This window comes from Psychrobacter sp. ANT_H59 (genome assembly GCF_008369225.1).
In the GTDB taxonomy this organism is placed as follows: Bacteria; Pseudomonadota; Gammaproteobacteria; order Pseudomonadales; family Moraxellaceae; genus Psychrobacter; species Psychrobacter cryohalolentis.
In genome coordinates this window covers 541224-556032 of the sequence record NZ_VOBE01000001.1, presented here as the reverse complement: position 1 = coordinate 556032, position 14809 = coordinate 541224, and the positions used below count along the sequence as shown (strand labels likewise).

General features: G+C 43.0%; 10 protein-coding genes. 1 reads left to right on the top strand and 9 read right to left on the bottom strand.

Annotated features, from left to right (window positions below; translation table 11 throughout):
- Positions 1 to 61: 61 nt before the first annotated feature.
- From FQ083_RS02160 to bhcA, 8 genes are all read right to left on the bottom strand, one after another.
- Positions 62 to 688 (bottom strand): ATP-binding cassette domain-containing protein, encoded by a 627-nt coding sequence (locus tag FQ083_RS02160; RefSeq protein WP_149408640.1) that lies wholly within the window; start codon positions 686 to 688, stop codon positions 62 to 64.
- A 113-nt stretch (positions 689 to 801) separates the two neighbouring features.
- On the bottom strand, positions 802 to 2628 hold the full coding sequence (locus tag FQ083_RS02155) for an ABC transporter permease (RefSeq protein ID WP_149408639.1): 1827 nt from the start codon (positions 2626 to 2628) through the stop codon (positions 802 to 804).
- Positions 2625 to 3932 carry an ABC transporter substrate-binding protein gene (locus tag FQ083_RS02150; protein ID WP_149408638.1) on the bottom strand — a complete coding sequence of 436 codons (1308 nt, stop codon included), beginning with the start codon at positions 3930 to 3932 and terminating at the stop codon, positions 2625 to 2627. The genes FQ083_RS02155 and FQ083_RS02150 overlap by 4 nt, the downstream gene beginning before the upstream one ends.
- Before the next feature lie 3 nt (positions 3933 to 3935).
- Positions 3936 to 6104 carry an FAD-dependent oxidoreductase gene (locus FQ083_RS02145; protein WP_149408637.1) on the bottom strand — a complete coding sequence of 723 codons (2169 nt, stop codon included), beginning with the start codon at positions 6102 to 6104 and terminating at the stop codon, positions 3936 to 3938.
- 348 nt (positions 6105 to 6452) lie between these two features.
- Positions 6453 to 7454 carry an iminosuccinate reductase BhcD gene (gene bhcD / locus FQ083_RS02140; RefSeq protein ID WP_149408636.1) on the bottom strand — a complete coding sequence of 334 codons (1002 nt, stop codon included), beginning with the start codon at positions 7452 to 7454 and terminating at the stop codon, positions 6453 to 6455.
- Between the two features lie 145 nt (positions 7455 to 7599).
- Positions 7600 to 8754, bottom strand: coding sequence for a 3-hydroxy-D-aspartate aldolase BhcC (bhcC, locus tag FQ083_RS02135; RefSeq protein WP_149408635.1), 1155 nt, complete (start codon positions 8752 to 8754; stop codon positions 7600 to 7602).
- A 129-nt stretch (positions 8755 to 8883) separates the two neighbouring features.
- The gene (gene bhcB / locus FQ083_RS02130) at positions 8884 to 9864 is read right to left on the bottom strand and encodes a beta-hydroxyaspartate dehydratase BhcB (RefSeq protein WP_149408634.1); all 981 of its coding nucleotides are present in this window, start codon (positions 9862 to 9864) and stop codon (positions 8884 to 8886) included.
- Positions 9865 to 9927: 63 nt separating this feature from the next.
- Entirely contained in the window at positions 9928 to 11103 is a 1176-nt protein-coding gene (gene bhcA, locus FQ083_RS02125; RefSeq protein ID WP_149408633.1) for an L-aspartate--glyoxylate aminotransferase BhcA, read from the bottom strand.
- 949 nt (positions 11104 to 12052) lie between these two features.
- On the opposite strand from bhcA, the gene FQ083_RS02120 reads away from it, so the two are divergent.
- The gene (locus FQ083_RS02120; RefSeq protein ID WP_149408632.1) at positions 12053 to 13735 is read left to right on the top strand and encodes an NAD-dependent malic enzyme; all 1683 of its coding nucleotides are present in this window, start codon (positions 12053 to 12055) and stop codon (positions 13733 to 13735) included.
- A 408-nt stretch (positions 13736 to 14143) separates the two neighbouring features.
- Here the strand turns inward: FQ083_RS02120 and ureG are convergent, their stop codons facing one another.
- Positions 14144 to 14797: an urease accessory protein UreG gene (ureG, locus tag FQ083_RS02115; RefSeq protein ID WP_149408631.1), complete on the bottom strand. Its 654-nt coding sequence runs from the start codon at positions 14795 to 14797 to the stop codon at positions 14144 to 14146.
- Between the last annotated feature and the right edge of the window lie 12 nt (positions 14798 to 14809).

Genomic DNA, 14809 nt, shown 5'->3' with positions numbered 1-14809 from the left:
TTTATCAAGCTTTTTATTTTATCAAAAGCTAAAGGCTGTTTATCAGGCAAACGCTTTCTTATTAAAGGCGAATGATTTTACCGTTTGCTGCTTCAGCATCGCTATGGTCATGGGTAACCATGATAGTAGGTAACTTATGCTGACGGATTTGACTGAATACCAATTGTTGGGTTTCCGCTCTAAGCTGACTATCAAGTTTGCTAAAAGGCTCGTCTAGTAATATTGCCTTAGGCTGGCTCAATAGAGTGCGCAGCAGTGCAACGCGTGCTTGCTGACCCCCAGATAAGCTATCGGGATGTCGATTTGCCATATCTGCCAAACCGACTTGTTCAAGTGTGTCTGCTATTTGCTCAAAGCGCTGCTTTTTATTGCCTTTAGGCATTGAAAAGGCAATATTTCCTGCAACCGATAAATGCGAGAATAACAGCGCATCTTGATACAAAACACCGATATGGCGTAAATGCGCGGGCAGGTGACTGATGTTTTGACCATGTAGCCAAACCTCACCCGTGGCACTCAAACCGCTCGGCAAAGTGCCGGTCATCCAATTTAACAAACTTGATTTGCCACTACCAGATGGACCCATGATAGTGAGAATATCACCACCCTCAATCTGCTCATCTAACTGAAGGAGCAATTTATCTTCTCGAAAGAGCTGTAGATTTTTTATCTCTAAAGATGATTGCATTAAAGCGCCTTTATGTAGTCAATTAAAAATATAGCCAGTTAAAAAAATCTTCAGTTCAAAATAAAAAAGACACAGATAAATGAAGTTTAAAAAAATTTTTATGATTGAACATTCTAACGCACGCCACTTCTAAAGAAATACTTCGGTAGCAGCCATGCCACCATAAAGCCAATCAGTGGTAACCCCATTTGTATAATGGCATATACGGCGCTGGTACGGCGGCTGGCACCATTAGCAAGCGTCACCGCTTCGGTCGTAATGGTAGCAATACGTCCGCCACCCGTGAGTAACGTTGGTAGATATTGACCAAAGCTCACCGCCAATCCTAGTGCCATTGCGATGAGTAGCGGTGCAAATAACTGCGGTAACTTAACTTGGAAGAATACTCTCATAGGCGGCGCTCCAAGACTGGCTGCTACAGTGGCAAAGCGCTTATCTAACCTTCTATAGCTGCTGGCAAGGGATAAAAATACATAAGGTAGTACAAATAAGACATGGGTAAAAGCGACGTTAAAAAATGCCGCTTGGTTATGGGCAAGTTGCTGTAACCACACCAAGCCAAATAAGAAAGCAATGCTCGGCACCAGAAGTGGCAGATAAATAATCAAGCTGGTAAAATTCGAGATGGGTTTATTGCTTAACTGCTCTGCCTCTAAGCACAACAAAGTGATGCCAATAGCAAAAAGCGTTGAGACAATGCCAAGAATGAGCGTGTTAAATAATGGCGTGCTTATTTGCATCAAGGCACTTTGAAATTGTGATAGTACGAGCTGCTCTGGCAAGGCGGCAGGGAAGCGCCAATAGCCAGCTAAAGACCACATCAGCAGACCAATGAGCGATAGGGCGATAAACCCTATGATGAATACCGTGGCGCTTGCAGTGAGTTTCTGCCAAATAACATCCTTATACTGGCGTTTTCCATTAATCAGTGCGTTGCTGCATAGCGCTTTGACCATACGCTCACCGCCAAGCCATAATGCAATTAAGCTGCTGGTCACTATAAGCTGTAATATTGCCCCAGCCGAGGCTTTGATACGTAAGTTCAAATCAACATCATTGAACCACTGCATGATAGTGACAGCAAGCGTGGGCGGAGTGTTGGGTCCTAAAATTAATGGCATCTCAACACTGGCACTGGCGTAAGCAAGTACTGCCAAAATAGGCAAACGCAAGAAGGGGTACAAAATAGGAAATACTGCTTTAAAAAAGGCAGTGATGGGATAGTAGCCTAAGTTTAGAGCAACTTGATATTGCTGGCGCAGCTTTTTACCAAGCTCAGGCTGTGCGAATACGCCAAGTGCCATTAACAGTAAAAAGGGCAGCTCTTTGAGTACTAGACCTAAGATGATACTAATGCCATAAGGGTCATGCGGTAGTATCCCCTGTGGTGCCAGCTCCCAACCACTTAGCCATGGCGATATCATTCGTGCAATCATGCCAGAGGGTGCAATCAAAAATCCAACAGCAATCGCCGCTGCGGCATGCGGGATTACTAAAATAGGGCTAAGCAAACGTTCAATACGTGTGAGCCAAATACTATTAAAAAACGTTGCCAATATCATAATCGCAATGACAAAGGCGAGTAGGGTACTGAGAAATCCGGTCGCTACACTGAGCGCAACCATTTGCTTAAGTCCTAGAGTTTGACCCAGCGCTTTAAATCCTTGTAGACCAAATGTCGTTGTTTCTAGAGCAGGCACCCAGCCAAACGCTGGCAGGATGACGCTTATCAAACCTCCTAATACAGGCAAAATAAGGAGTATTAGTAAAAGACTGGGGCTTAGGGTCACTAAACGCGTAAAAAGGTCAGTTTTACAAGTCGCGGCTATTTGATTGCTTAAATTAGAACCTACGATAACAGCATTGAGAGTATCAGTATTCGCGCCATCAGCATTGCTGTTATTAGTATCAGCCTTGTTTTTCTCGATAGGTTTTTTCATTCACTAACCCCGTAGCGCGCTTGCCAACCTTGCATAATGGCGTCGACCCAGCTGGGATGTGGTTCACTGACGGTTCGTTTAATGGCATCAAAAGGTAGGGCGCTTGCATGCGGTTTATTGGTTTTAAATAATGCTTTTTGCTCGGCGCTCAGTGTTGATTGAACCAGCACTGTTTTATCTCCCCAGACAGCTGGGTTTTGTTTATGGGCCTGTGCTTCTGGGCTCAATAAAAAGTTTGCTACCAATTGGGCTGCTGCTGCATGGCTTGCATTGTAAGGAATAGCAACAAAGTGAGTATTGCTCAAACTGCCATCTGTCATGGCATAACTGCGAGTACTGGGCGGCAAATCATAGCGCTGAACGGCAGCTGGTATTTCGGGACCCGAAAAGGTAAAGGCCAAGCTTAGCTCCGTATCATCTACCAAGCGGCGCATTTGTGCGCCGCTTTGCAGGAATTGCTCACCTTTTCGCCACAGCATGGGATGCAGCTCATCCAAAAAGTCCCACAGCGGATTGAGTATCAAATCTTTGTTTTGTGCATCTACTGGCTGGTTAAGCTCCGCTCTGATATTAGTACCATTCTTGCTATCGCTTTGCTCATGCAGCATGACCAAAGCATACTTCAAAAAACTCATACCCAAAAAATCAGGCGGCTTTGGGTAGCCAAAACGTCCGGGGTTCTGCTGTGCCCAAGCGCTTAATTGCTGCAAGGTAGCAGGCGGCTTATTCATCGCTAAGTTATCATAATAAAAAGTCAATGACGCCTGTCCCCATGGCGCTTCCATACCATTTGTAGGTATGCCAAAGTCAAGAGTGACAGAGGGGTTATGAACACGATCAGTCAGAGCAAAGTTCGGTAGAGTAGACGCCCAGTCCTTTAATAGTAATTTATTCTCACTCATAGCGGCAAAGTTTGCACCGTTGATCCAAATTAAATCAACGCTACCTTTTTTATTATTATTGGCAGATTTTTCTGCAAGGACACGGCTAACAGCTTCACTGGTATCGCTTAATTTGACATGAACCAAGTTGATATTATATTTTTTATCGACTGCTTTTGCAGCCCACTGAATATAGGCATTAATTTGCGGATCCCCGCCCCAAGTATGAAAGTAAACGTCCTGATTTTCACCCGCTTGTACTATCTGCTGCCACTGCAAGGTACTTTTATTATCTATAGCAGTGGGTGTCGAAGCGGTACTTGCAGAGATGCCAGCACAGACACTAAGCACTATGATAAAGGCGCTATAGCGGCGCAGTTTTTTTGGTATTGTCAAAGCTGCGGGCAAGCTAGGAGGGTGCATGAATTAACCTCGACGCCAAGTATGATACTTCTCAAGCAACTGTAGCGCTTTTTTAGGCGCATGATTGCGTTTCCATTCACCAGCTGCATACTTATTGCCTTCCGCCCATGTTGGATAGATATGAATGGTACCCAGTATTTTATTCAGCCCTAGATTGTGTTTCATGGCCAGTACAAACTCAGCCATCAAGTCGCCGGCATGTTCAGCGACGATAGTCACACCCAATATCTTATCTTTGCCCTTTGGGGTAATCACCTTGATAAAGCCATGATTGGCGCTTTCGGTCACCGCCCGATCTAAGTCTTTAAAGTCATAACGTGTGATTTCAAAGTCGATACCTTTATCAATCGCTTCTTGCTCATTCAAGCCCACTCGTGCTACTTCTGGGTCAATAAACGTCGTCCATGGAATCACGCGATAATCTACTTTGAATTTTTTAAGATGACCAAATAAGCCATTGACCGCAGCGTACCATGCTTGATGGGAAGCGACATGAGTAAATTGATAAGGACCTACGATATCACCTGCCGCATAGATATTGGGGTAAAGCGTTTCAAGATATTCATCTGTATTGATGGTACGCTCAGTATCGATGCCCAAGGTGTCAAGCCCGTAACCTTCTAGGCGCGCACTACGACCGACTGCACAAATCAACTCGTCATACTCAATGGCAGTTTCTTGTTGATCATCAGTGCTGCCTTTTGGTGCAACGATGATATGTTTTTTGCCATCACGAGTTTCACAGCGAATTGCTTGCTGTGAGGTTAGGATAGTAACGCCACTCTCAGTCAGTGATTCTTGCGCAAATACAGAAACCTCGACATCTTCCTTTTTCATCAGGCGCACACCTCTTTCGATTTGGGTCACAGCAGAACCTAAACGAGCAAAGGCTTGTGCCAGCTCACAGCCAATGGGTCCGCCGCCAAGTACGACCAGCTTGCTCGGCGCTTTATCAAGTTTTGCAAATTTATCCCACAGAGTGTCGCTGGTCACATAACCCGTCTCCTCTAAACCCGGTAGGTCTGGGACAAAGGGGCGTGCGCCCGTCGCGATAACGATAGAGCGCGCGGTTAATGTCTGAGTGCCGCCATCGTTGAGGGCAATCTCAACCGTCCATGGGTCAATGAGCTTTGCATAGCCTTTTAATACCTCAACACCCAAATCTGTATAACGCTCGACACTGTCATTTGGGGCGATATCAGCAATGACTTTATGGATGCGAGACATGATGTTCTTAAATGCAAAATCCGGTTGGGTATTGTTGAGTCCGTAACGCTCGCCATGGCGTATCTGCTCAACCACTTTTGCGCTTTTTATCAGCGCTTTACTGGGGACGCAGCCATAGTTTAAGCAGTCGCCGCCCATCTCACCTGCTTCAATCAATGTGACTTTTGCTTTGACGGTCGCAGCAATATAGCTGGTAACAAGTCCGCCAGCACCAGCACCAATCACAATCATATTACGGTCGAATTTTTTTGGTTTATTATAGTTCTTATAGACACGGCGTTTTTTTAGTATCGTTAATATGCCTTTCGCTATCAGCGGAAATAACCCTAATAACGCAAATGAAGCCAGCAGATTAAAAGACAAAATGCCAGATAACTGCTCGATTTGTGCCAATTGCGTACCGGCATTCACAAATACAAAGGTGCCGGCAAGCATACCGATTTGGCTGACCCAATAAAAGGTCCGTGCTTTGATAGCAGTCAAACCCATTAGTAAGTTGATAAGGAAAAAGGGGAATATTGGCACCAGACGTAGCGTGAATAAGTAAAATCCGCCTTCTTTTTTTACCCCAGCATCGATAGAGGCAAGACGATCAGGAAAGCGCTGTTTGATGGTATCGCGTAACAAATAACGCGAAGTCAAAAAGGCGAGGGTGGCACCGATACTGGAGGCAAATGAGGCGACCAATACACCTTGTACTAAACCAAATAAAGCACCGGCTGCCAAAGTTAAAATAGCGGCGCCTGGTAAAGATAATGCCGTGACTAAGATGTAGACTACAAAAAAGCCGCCGATGACTAACCATGGCGACTGTGTTTTATATTGCTCAAACTGATCCATCGAGCCTTTTAAGCCCTCAAGTGTTAATAATTCATTGAGGTCAAAATAAAAAAAGCCAATGACGCCAATCAAGACCGCGAATATCAAAACTATTTTTTTAATCATGGGTTATCCAGATAAATAATATAAAACATCATGTAGTAAAGAATTACTTAGCAAAGAATAACGCTGTATTCCTACTATAAGCTAGTTTTTCATATAGTTATGTTATAAATGACTGTTCAAAATCTAGTCATAGATATACGTAAAATATGACATTTATCCATTGTAATCGTTATTGAGCGATTGTTCAAATATAATATTGTGGATGGCTTGAGACAAATTTTAAAGTGATATAGAAGAAGGTAGTGATAGTTGGCCTCTGCTTATATCAGTATTATAAAAAACCGCCAAATACACTCATTATTTGGCGGTTCTAAAATACAATAGCTAATGTCCTAATTACGACGAGAGTTATAAAGAGATATGCTGAGCTTCACCTTTTTCAAGAGCAAGTTTAGCGGCAGCAGAGGCTACTGCTAAATCCTGTAAACCAACACCCGTACCATCGAACAAGGTAATTTCATCATCTGAGCTGCGACCTTGGTGATCTCCATTAATAACATCACCAAGCGTGGTGATATCACTCTCTTTAATAGCACCAGATTTAATCGCATGCTGGGCTTCACCAAGAGTGATTGATTGCGCGATTTCATCCGTAAATACAGTAGCAGCCGCTACTAAGTTGACATCAACTTCTTGCTTACCAACGGTATCGGTACCCATACAGGCGATATGCGTACCGGGTTTGATCCACTCTTTCATCAGTAATGGCTCAAACGCTGAAGTAATGGTAATGATTACATCCGCCTCGCTACATAACTGCTCACGCTCAACGGCTTCAAACGGTACCCCTAATTCTTCAGCGACGGCTTGTAGGTTTTTGAGACGATCTTTATTCTTATTCCAAGCGACTACTTTTTCGAAATTGCGTTGCTCAAGAGCGGCACGCAGCTGAAAAGTAGACTGATGGCCGGCGCCGACCATACCAAGCACTTTGCTGTCTTTACGTGCTAGATGGGCGATTGATACGGCCGATGCGGCGGCGGTACGTACGGCAGTTAAATAGTTGCCGCCGACCAGTGCACGCAATTTACCATTATCTGGATTGAATAAGAAAATCGTGGATTGATGATTGGTCAAGCCTTTAGCCGCATTACCTGGCCAGTAGCCACCTGATTTTAGACCTAGTGATTTTCCTGCACGGTCAAAACCTGATTTAAAGCCGTATAACGCATCAGCATAGCCAATGGCTTCGCGGATAACAGGGAAGTTATAGGCGTCCCCTCGTGACATTGACGCAAAAACATTTTCAACGGCGATAAATGCAGAAGGGCGATCAATCACCGATTTGCAAGCGTCTTCTGATACGACCAATAAACCTTCGTCACTATTAACACTATTTGCTTCACTCATTATAAATTCCTTTTTATACTTTTTGATTTGTAATTCTTGAATACTTGAAATAAATAAGGGCTGCTGTAGGCTAAAGCTACAACAGCCCATCTAAACTAAACGGATAGAATCATACTAATTTAGCTTATAGTTCCTAATACAGTGCTTAGTACATTTTACCGCGTGCAGATACTGGCCATACGGTTTCAACTTTACCATTACGCACACCAATATAGAAATCATGAACGTTACAAGTAGGGTCACAATGACCAGGTACCAGTTTTAGTTTTTCATTGATTTCCAGTACGCCATTTGGATCGCTGACTACGCCATGCTCGTCTGAACATTTAACATATTCAACATCGTCACGACCATAGATGAACGGTAGGCCGCTATCAACTGACTGAGCTTTTAGACCAGCATCAACGATGGCTTTGTCGGTTTTGGCATGGCTCATCACAGACGTTAGGATAAATAACGCATTTTCCCACTCGCCAGCATCGATGCGGTTGCCGTCTTCATCTAGAATACGACCGTAATCGGCATCCATAAACGCGTAAGAGCCACACTGTAATTCGTTGAAAACACCTGAATTACTTTCGAAGTAATAACTACCTGTACCGCCACCCGATACAAATTCTGGTTTTAGCCCGATTTCAGTTAATGCATCGATTGCTTCTTGCACTTGATCGATAGCGATTTGTGTTTTCGCTTTGCGATCGCTAAAGCTGTCCATGTGTTGCATCGCACCTTGATAAGCTTGGATACCAGTGAATTTTAGATTTTCAGCGGCATCAATTGCTTTGGCAATCTCAACAACCGCTTCAGTCGTCGTTACACCACAACGCCCAGCGCCACAATCGATTTCGATATAGCAGTTCAGTTCAGTGCCTGCTTTGGTTACAGCAGCTGATAATTCAGCGACGTTATCGACATCATCGACACAGACGGTGATGGTTGCACCCAACTTAGGTAGATTCGCTAAACGCTCAATTTTAGCTGGATTACGGACTTGGTTTGATACCAATACGTCTTTAATGCCACCACGTACGAATACTTCTGCTTCAGAGACCTTTTGACAGCAAACGCCAATAGCGCCGCCAAGCTCTTCTTGTAAATTTTGTACGTCAACTGATTTGTGCATTTTACCGTGGCTACGGTGACGCATATTATGCGCTTTAGCATAATCGCCCATTTTTTTGACGTTACGCTCAAGGGCGTCAAGATCCAAGATCAAACAAGGGGTTTGAATGTCAGCTTCGTCCATACCAACAGCGGCGGGTACGTTGTAACCTACTTCTAATTCAGCAGTCATTGTCATTTTAATTCTTCCATGTTATTAGTTAGTGTTATAAAAAGCCGTTTAAACTTGCGCATTACTGGCGCTTAGTTAACGCTCCATTTGTAATCAGTTATTGATACCTAATTACTGATATTTAGTTGCCGATCATTAATTCCAAGGCAACTTGTCGAGATCAACGTTACCACCAGTGATGATGACGCCAACCTTTTTACCTGCAAAAACGTCTTTGTTCTTCAAAATGACAGCAAGCGGCACGGCACAGCTTGGTTCAATGACGATCTTCATATGCGTCCAAGTCAGTTTCATCGCTTCAACGATTTCTTCTTCAGTCGCGGTCAAAATATCAGTCACATAATTGCTAACAAAATGCCAAGTCAAATCCTTCAGCGGCACTTTTAAACCATCGGCAACCGTGTTTGGTGCATCATCAGCGATAATATGACCGGCTTTAAATGAGCGTGCAGCGTCATCAGCGTTTAATGGCTCTGCTGCATAGATTTTGACATCAGGGGCTAGATTAGATAACGTCAAACAAGTACCTGAAATCATACCGCCACCACCAATGGGTGCCACAACCATATCAGGTTTTTCACCAATCTCTTCCATTTGTTCTAAAAACTCACGTGAGCAAGTGGCTTGTCCAGCGATAACGCGTGGATCATTGTACGGATGGACAAAGTCGCCGCCTGTTTCTGCTTGAACTTTGGCAAAGACTTCTTCACGCGATGTGGTTGATGGCTCACATTCAGTGATGATACCGCCATAGCCACGTACCGCGGCTTTTTTAGCTTCAGGCGCGCTATGCGGCATCACCACATTACATGGTATACCACGCTGGCCTGCAGCATAAGATAAAGATAGGGCATGGTTACCTGAGCTGTGTGTACAAACGCCATTTTTGGCATCTTCGTCAGAGAGGCCAAACACTGCATTTGAGGCGCCACGTACTTTAAATGCCCCCGCTTTTTGAAAGTTCTCACATTTAAAGAACATCTCACAGCCAGCCAGCTCATTTAAAAAGCGAGAGGTCAGAACAGGGGTGCGATGGATATATGGTTTGATGCGCTCATGCGCTTCTAACATATCATCAAGGGTTGGAATCACTAATCCATTATCATTTGTTATCATAAAAAATAGTCCTTCATCTTTTGTTTAACTCTTGTTATTTAATAGCTTGTTATCTAATAAATTTTATTTAGTTGGTGCGCTGTTGCGATAATACTCTTGCGCAGCAGCAACGCCTTGACCCAGTTTAATAGGGTAGCCCAAATCAACCATTGCCATCTCAATCGTTGCAAGTCCTGCTAGTACCATAACTTCAGTTAATGAACCTAGATGGCCGATTCTAAATGCTTTACCATTCATCTCGCCCAAACCAATACCAAATGAGATACCATATTTATTAAAGGCATGATCGGTCAGCTTGTTACTGTCAAAGCCTTCAGGAACAAAGATGGCGCTGACGGTATTAGAATAAAGGTCAGGTGTTTTTGCACACAGTTTCATACCCCAAGCGCTAACCGCTTGTCGTACGCCTTCGGCTAGACGGTAATGACGTGCATAGACATTCTCAAGACCTTCGTCAAACAACATCTCAAGACTTTCTCTTAGGCCATAGATGAGATTTAATGGTGGTGTATAAGGGAAGCCGCCGTTGGCATTGGCATTTAACATATCACGAAAAGCAAAATAAGTACGTGGAAGCTTTGCCTCATCCATATGACTCAAAGCTTTTTGACTGACGCCCAATATTGCCATACCCGTTGCGAGCATAAAGCCTTTTTGTGAGCCGGCAACAGCAACGTCTACGCCCCAAGCATCCATCTCAAAAGGGACACAAGCAATTGAGCTAACACCATCTACGAATAATAAAGCAGGGTGGTCACTGCTATCCATGGCTTCGCGAACGGCGCCAATATCACTTAAAACACCTGTTGCTGTTTCGTTATGGGTGACCATGACGGCTTTGATTTCGTGTGCGGTGTCTTCGTTTAAAATTGCTTGGAATTTATCAGCAGGTGCGCCTGTTCCCCAATCGCATTCTACAACTTGCACATCAAGTCCGTGGCGCTGACACATATCGATCCAGCGATGCGAGAACATACCATAGCGTGCAATCAGAACTTTATCACCAGGTGACAAGGTATTGCTAATAGCAGCTTCCCAGCCACCTGTGCCGCTAGAGGTAAATAGAATGATTTCGCCATCTTGGGTGCCAAATACTTTTTTACAATCAGCAAGCACTGGTAAGAACGTGTCTGAGAAATCAGGCGCACGGTGATCTTGCGTCGGCACGTTCATTGCGCGACGTAATCTGTCAGGAATATTGGTAGGGCCAGGAATAAAAATTGGGTTTTGTAGCGACATGATTGACATCCTTGTAAGTGCATATAAAGGGGCACGATTGTTGTATAAGCAGGGGTTCATGCGAATTTAATGCAAGAGTCTTCCTGACTCATACAGTTTAGGTTTTGTGTTTTTAAGATTTAAAAAATTAACCATGTCAAAGAAAGGAGTTGCAGGTGATTGGTCACTTTACTACTTACTGCGTTCTTTTTATGGTGTTCTTGCGGTAACGATTTTTACGAAGGATAAAATAAGAGGTTTTGGTTGAAAAAGTGTAGATACTCATCAACTGGTTAAAATATAGCACTAATAGTAAGTTGTAACAAGGTGTTTTTAAATAACCTTTGTGCTAGACTTCTCAAGACTATTACAGTGACTGTTTTGCGTAAATAGCCGACATTAGTCCTATTTATTCTTTTATGCTTTGACCGAAATAATTCATGATTGCTATTTCAGTTGTATGATGTCTTCAAGAGCTGCTATAACTTCAGTATAATAGGGATTCTTGCCGACAACTTTGCCTTGATGGGTTATATCAATTGGATAACGTTTGTATCGCTATTCTTGATTACTAAGCCATCACACTTAAGTTATCTGTTAGATAGCCTCTGCTTTACATTCTGTACTATATCTCTGCAATTTTTTGGTCATGGTAAGCGCCTCGTCCAGTGGTTAGTTTACTAAGTTTATCTTTACAGTTTCTTCAGCATCGCTCAATTTCTAACTTGCTAAAAACAACTTATTCAATTAAGAAAATACAATAAAAAATCCTTCATTATCAATGTTGAGGGTTTACAAAAGACATTGTATTTATTATAGATATCAATTCTTTAATATGTCAGCTTGAACGAATTTGAGCAAGCTAGAGCAAAACATAAATTTAAATAATTTCATTTGTTTAATGAATCGATAAAAATATTTAACCCATTAACCTTGTACCACCCCATACTTTTAATAAGAAGATTTTATCATGTTAAACCAACGTCCGTTATATATCCCCTTTGCAGGTCCTGCACTATTAGAAACCCCTTTATTGAATAAGGGCAGTGCTTTTTCATCAGAGGAGCGCGATAGCTTTAATTTAACCGGTCTATTACCTCATAATATTGAGACGATTGAAGAGCAGTCATCACGTGCTTATCTTCAACTACGCTCATTTACCAGTGATATGGATAAGCATATTTATTTGCGTAATATACAAGATACTAATGAGACATTATTTCACCATTTGATTGAGCAGCATATTGAGGAAGTCATGCCGCTCATCTATACCCCTACGGTTGGGCAAGCTTGTGAAAAATTCTCTCAAATTTATCGCCGTAAACGTGGTTTATTTATCTCTTATCCTGAACGTCATAAAATCGATGACATGCTGCAAAACGCCACCAAACAAAACGTAAAAGTTATCGTGGTCACTGATGGTGAACGTATCTTGGGCTTAGGTGACCAAGGTATTGGCGGTATGGGAATTCCAATTGGTAAATTGGCTTTATACACCGCTTGTGGTGGTATTAGCCCCGCTTATTGCTTACCTATTTTGTTAGATGTCGGTACCAATAATCAGCAGTTGCTTGACGATCCTATGTATATGGGCTGGAGAAATCCACGCATCTCTGGCGATGAGTATAATGAATTTGTAGACTTATTTATTCAGGCTGTTAAGCGTCGTTGGCCCGAGGTGTTATTGCAATTTGAAGATTTTGCACAGGAAAATGCGACCCCATTATTGAATAAATATCGTGATCAGCTATGTTGCTTTAACGATGATATCCAAGGAACTGCTGCTGTTTCAGTCGGTACATTGATTGCAGCATGTTTAAATAAAAGCCAGAAACTTAGTCAACAAAATATTGCTTTCTTGGGTGCAGGATCTGCAGGTTGCGGTATCGCTGAGCACATTATTCGTCAGATGCAGCGTGAAGGGTTAACAGAAGAGCAGGCTCGCAGACAGGTATTTATGGTTGACCGTTATGGTCTGCTAACCGATAGCATGACAGAGCTACAAAAATTCCAAACACCGTTAGTGCAAAAAGAATCAGACATTGAACATTGGGATAAGAGTCAAAAACTTGGGTTAGCACAAGTGGTTAAACAAGCAAGAATAACTGTCTTGTTTGGCGTAAGCGGACAAAAAGGTCTCTTTACGCAAGAGGTCGTTGAATCTTTATGTGCTAATACTGAACATCCTATTATATTGCCGCTATCAAATCCAACGTCTCGTGTTGAAGCAACACCGCAAGAAGTGACTAACTGGAGTCGTGGTAAGGCCATTGTTGCAACCGGCAGTCCTTTTCCTAATACCACTTTTGAAGGTCAGTCTTTTGAAGTCTCTCAGTGTAATAACAGCTATATATTCCCAGGCATTGGTTTAGGTGTATTAGCAGCACGTGCAACGGGTATCAGCGATAATATGCTGACGGCGGCAAGTCAAGCACTTGCAGATATCTCAGTAGAATATGAAAAAGCGCCAGGTGCCATATTGCCGCCCATTAAATTCATTAGAGAAATCAGTGAAAAAATAGCCTATGCAGTTGCCCTGCAAGCAATTGAAGATAAACTGGCATTACCAGTCACGGCAGAAAACTTAGAACGTCGATTAAAAGCTAACTTCTGGTTACCTAAATACCGCGACTATCGCCGTACTTCTTTCTAACGGTTAGAAAATCCGACTAAAAAGCCGAATGCTACGATTAAAAGTAGCATTCGGCTTTTTTAATGATAACAATGTTAATCCACTAGCCGTTGACGTTTTGCTGATGAAATTTTTACGTATAGTGAATTCAGTATTAAAGCGATACAGTAGGACTGGGATGAGTTTTACGCAGCCTCTGTCGGCGTAGGCACAGCACGCCAGAAAAATTTATACCAGTACTGCGTTGGAACATAACGTATCTGTTTTATTTGGAATTGACTATATCATGGTTTGTGAGGTTTTTATGGTCATGATAAATCCTTAATGTGTAAGCTAATCGATATGATCACTGTCTGATAATCTGCTTATCATTTAGTAGTTTGCAGAACCTCTATTTATGCCATAGCATGTGGCATTATAGGCACAGTCTTACGCTATGCTTATCATGCCTTTATCAAGGATAAAGGCAACAATGTCATCAACGCCTTCACCCGTTTTCATGTTGCTAAAGACCACAGGCTTATCGCCGCGCATTTTTTTGGCATCACGTGCCATCACCTCAAGTGACGCGCCTACGAGAGGGGCAAGGTCGGTTTTATTGATAATGAGCAAGTCCGATTTCATGATACCAGGGCCGCCTTTACGAGGAATTTTATCGCCTGCAGACACGTCAATGACATATAGTGTCAAGTCGGACAATTCAGGGCTAAAAGTTGCTGCCAAATTATCACCACCAGACTCGATGATAATAAGCTCAAGACCTGCAAATTGCTGCTGTAATTCGGCGATGGCAGATAAGTTAATTGAGGCATCTTCACGGATGGCAGTATGCGGGCAGCCACCGGTTTCAACACCGCGAATACGCTCGGCTGGCATGGCCTCATGACGCGTTAAAAATTCAGAGTCTTCTTTGGTATATATATCATTGGTCACCACGGCCATGTTGACATCATCGCGCAGGTGTTGACACAATCTCAGCGTCAATGCCGTTTTTCCTGAGCCTACAGGGCCACCAATACCTAAGCGTAATGGCGATAATGTCGTGTCTGAATGTTTGTTTTCGACTTTAGGAGTTAGTGCCATAAATAAATGTCC